The organism is Streptomyces sp. NPDC005899 (assembly GCF_040629645.1).
Taxonomy (GTDB): Bacteria; Actinomycetota; Actinomycetes; order Streptomycetales; family Streptomycetaceae; genus Streptomyces.
Map to the genome: position 1 here is coordinate 1 of NZ_JBEXWB010000467.1, position 3,952 is coordinate 3,952.

The window sequence follows — 3,952 nt, forward strand, 5'->3', positions numbered from 1 at the left end:
TGCGTGCGGCGCGCTCAGCCCGCCCAGGACCAGTCGGCCACCTCGGGCAGGTCCGTGCCGTGTTCCCGGATCCACGCGTGGTGGCGGGTGCGGACGTCGGCCATCGCCTGGCGTACGGCGACGGCGCGGGGGCCCAGCCCGGGCACCCGGTCGACGACGTCCATGACCAGCCGGTACCGGTCCAGGTCGTTGCGCAGCACCATGTCGAACGGAGTGGTGGTCGTGCCCTCCTCCTTGTAGCCCCGCACGTGCAGGTGCTGGTGGCCCGCCCGCCGGTACGCGAGCCGGTGCACCAGCCACGGATAGCCGTGATAGGCGAAGATGACCGGCTTGTCGGTGGTGAAGAGGGCGTTGTACTCGGCGTCCGGCATTCCGTGGGGGTGTTCCTCGTGCGGCAGCAGCCGGGTCATGTCCACGACGTTGACCACCCGGACGGCCAACCCGGGGAGGTGTTCCCGCAGGAGGCCCGCCGCGGCCACCGTCTCCAGCGTGGGCACGTCCCCGGCACAGGCCAGGACGACGTCGGGTTCACGGACGCCGTCGTCGGTCCCCGCCCATTCCCACATGCCGGCCCCCCGCGCGCAGTGGACGCGTGCCTCGTCGAGCGTCAGCCAGTCGAAGCTCGGCTGCTTGCCGGCCACGATCACGTTCACGTAGTCGCGGCTGCCCAGCACGTGTTCGGCGGTGCACAGCAGGGTGTTTGTGTCCGGTGGCACGTAGACGCGGACGACTTCGGGGCTCTTGTTGAGGATGTGGTCGACGAACCCGGGGTCCTGGTGGGAGAAGCCGTTGTGGTCCTGACGCCACACGTGCGAGGTGAGCAGGTAGTTCAGTGAGGCGATGGGCCGCCGCCAGGCCAGCCGCCGGGAAGTGCGCAGCCACTTGATGTGCTGGTTGACCATCGAGTCGACGATGTGGGCGAAGGCCTCGTACGAGGAGAAGAGCCCGTGGCGTCCGGTCAGGAGGTACCCCTCCAGCCAGCCCTGGCACAGGTGCTCCGAGAGGACCTCCATGACACGGCCGTCCGTGGCGAGGTGCTCGTCCGTCGGGAGCGTGCCGGCCTGCCACGCCTTGCCGCTGGCCCGGTAGATCGCGTCGAGGCGGTTGGAGGCGGTCTCGTCGGGGCCGACGACACGGAAGTCCCTGCGGCCGGCGGTGGCCGCCATGACGTCCTCCAGCAGGCCGCCCATGACGCGGGTGGGCTCGTGCAGGACGGTGCCGGGGCTGTCGACCCGGACGGCGTGGTCCTCCAGCGGGGGGATCGGCAGGTCGCGCAGGAGCAGCCCTCCGTTGGCGTACGGAGTGGCTCCGAGCCTCGCCGTGCCCTCGGGGACCCAGTGGAGGACCTGGGCCGTGGGCCGTCCGGAGGCGTCGAAGAGTTCCCCCGGCCGGTAGGAGCGCATCCATGCCTCGAGTTCGCGCAGGTGCTCGGGATTGTCGCGGACGCCGGACAGCGGCACCTGGTGCGCGCGCCAGGTGCCTTCGACCGGCAGTCCGTCGACCTCCCGGGGCCCGGTCCAGCCCTTGGGGGTGCGGAGCACGATCATCGGCCAGCGCGGGCGTGTCCTCACCCCGCCGGTGCGGGCCGCCCGCTGGTGCCCGTCGATACGGTCGAGGGCGAGGTCCAGGGCGGCGGCCAGCGAGCGGTGGACCGCGTCCGGATCGTCGCCCCCGACGTACACGGGGTCGTGCCCGTAGCCGCGCAGCAGCGCGTCGAGTTCGTCCTCGGGAAGGCGGGCGAGCACCGTGGGATTCGCGATCTTGTACCCGTTGAGGTGCAGGATCGGCAGGACGGCCCCGTCGTGGACCGGGTCGAGGAACTTGTTGGAGTGCCAGGAGGCGGCGAGCGGCCCCGTCTCGGCCTCGCCGTCGCCGATCACGCAGGCGACGAGCAGTTCCGGGTGGTCGAAGGCGGCGCCGTAGGCGTGGGTGAGCGCGTACCCGAGCTCACCGCCCTCGTGGATGGATCCGGGGGTCTCGGGGGCGACGTGGCTGGGCACCCCGCCCGGGAAGGAGAACTGCCTGAACAGGGCGCCCATTCCCGCTGCGTCGCGGGTGACGTCGGGATACGTCTCCGAGTAGCTGCCCTCCAGCCAGGAGTTGGCGAGCACGGCGGGGCCGCCGTGGCCCGGTCCCCAGACGCACAGTGCCTGCCGGTCGCGTTGCTTGATCACCCGGTTCAGGTGGGTGTGGACGAGGTTGAGCCCCGGGGAGGTCCCCCAGTGGCCCAGCAGCCGCGGCTTGATGTGCTCGCGGGCGAGGGGCTCCGTCAGGAGCGGGTTGGCCATCAGGTAGATCTGCCCGACGGCGAGGTAGTTGGCGGCGCGCCAGTGCGCGTCGAGCGCCGCGACCTCCGCGTCGGACAGGGCCGACGAGGTCCGCGGTACGGGAGTGGCGGAAGGGGTGGGGGCGTCGGTCATCAGCTCTCCTGGTGGGCGTCCGGCTCGGGGCCGTACCAGACGGTGGTGGCGTTGCAGAACTCGCGGATTCCGTGCCCCGCGAGTTCCCGCCCGTAGCCGGAGCGCTTCACCCCGCCGAAGGGCAGCGCCGGGTGGGAGGCGGTCATGCCGTTGAAGAAGACACCGCCCGCCTCCAGGTCGCGCACGCAGCGGCCCATCTCGTCCTCGTCCCGCGTCCAGACGTTCGAACTGAGCCCGAAGCGGGAGTCGTTGGCGAGCTCCACGGCCTCGTCGAGATCCGCGACCCGGTAGAGCGCCGCCACGGGACCGAAGCTCTCCTCCCGGTGGATCCGCATCTCGGGCGTGATGCCGGCGAGGACGGTCGGCAGGTAGTACCAGCCCTGCTCCGGACCGTCGCCCGGCCCTTCGGGCCGCGCGCCCCCGCACAGGACGGCGGCCCCCTTGCCCACGGCGTCCTCGACGAGTTCCTCGAGGTCGGCACGGCCCCGCTCGCTGGCGAGCGGACCCACGTCGGTGGACTCCCGCATCGGGTCGCCGACGGTCAGGGCACGCATCCCGGCGGTGAACCGCTCGGCGAAGTCGTCGTACACGTCCGTGTGGACGATGAAGCGCTTGGCGGCGATACAGGACTGCCCGTTGTTCTGGGTGCGGGCGGTCACGGCGGTCTCCGCGGCCCGCGGGACGTCCGCCGACGGCAGGACGAGGTAGGGGTCGCTGCCACCCAGTTCCAGCACCGTCCTCTTCACCTCGTCCCCCGCGACGGACGCGACGGCGCGTCCGGCGGGTTCACTCCCGGTGAGCGTCGCCGCCGCGACCCGGGGGTCGCGCAGGATCGCCTCGATGGCACCCGAGCCGACGAGAAGGGTCTGGAAGCAGCCGGCGGGGAATCCTGCCCGGGTGAAGAGGTCCTCGATGTACAGAGCGGTCTGCGGCACGTTCGAGGCGTGCTTGAGCAGGCCGGTGTTGCCCGCCATGAGCGCGGGTGCGGCGAAACGCATGACCTGCCAGAGCGGGAAGTTCCACGGCATCACGGCCAGCACGGTCCCCATCGGGCGGTAGTGCACCCGGGCCCGGGACGCGCCGGAGTCCTTCACGTCGGCGTCCCCGGGGTGCTCGTCGGCGAGCAGCCGCTCGGCGTTCGCCGCGTACCAGCGCATGGCCTTGACACATTTGGCGGCCTCGGCGCGGGCGGCGCGCAGCGGCTTGCCCATCTCCGTGGTCATCGTGCGGGCGATGTCGTGCTCCTCCTCCTCGAGGAGGTCGGCCGCCCTGTTCAGCAGGCGGGCCCGCTCGTCGAAGGAGGTGGTGCGGTAGCGGCGGAAGGCACGGTCGGCGGCGTCCAGCCTGCGCTCGATCTCCTGCTCGTCCAGTGCGTCGAATGTCTTGAGTGTCTCGCCGTTCGCGGGGTTGACCGTCGCGATGGGCATGGCTGTGGCCTCCTTGCATCTGTTCCTCGACCGTGCCGCGCCACGCCTTGCCGTGCGGCGCGGCCCCCCGTGCACGCGTACCCGGCCGGCGCGGTTCATGCGTAC

The 3,952-nt window shown here is 71.8% G+C and carries 2 protein-coding genes; both read right to left on the bottom strand.

The features are described 5' to 3' along the window. Positions 1-14: 14 nt before the first annotated feature. Positions 15-2,420 carry a phosphoketolase family protein gene (locus tag ABZ371_RS29975; protein ID WP_358685483.1) on the bottom strand — a complete coding sequence of 802 codons (2,406 nt, stop codon included), beginning with the start codon at positions 2,418-2,420 and terminating at the stop codon, positions 15-17. After that, the gene (locus tag ABZ371_RS29980; protein WP_358685485.1) at positions 2,420-3,847 is read right to left on the bottom strand and encodes an NADP-dependent succinic semialdehyde dehydrogenase; all 1,428 of its coding nucleotides are present in this window, start codon (positions 3,845-3,847) and stop codon (positions 2,420-2,422) included. The genes ABZ371_RS29975 and ABZ371_RS29980 overlap by 1 nt, the downstream gene beginning before the upstream one ends. Positions 3,848-3,952 lie beyond the last annotated feature (105 nt).

What these genes read in the sequence shown, in the direction of transcription:
- ABZ371_RS29975 (WP_358685483.1), bottom strand. Translation starts at nt 2,420, where the DNA reads ATGACCGACGCCCCCACCCCTTCCGCCACTCCCGTACCGCGGACCTCG.
- ABZ371_RS29980 (WP_358685485.1), bottom strand. Translation starts at nt 3,847, where the DNA reads ATGCCCATCGCGACGGTCAACCCCGCGAACGGCGAGACACTCAAGACA.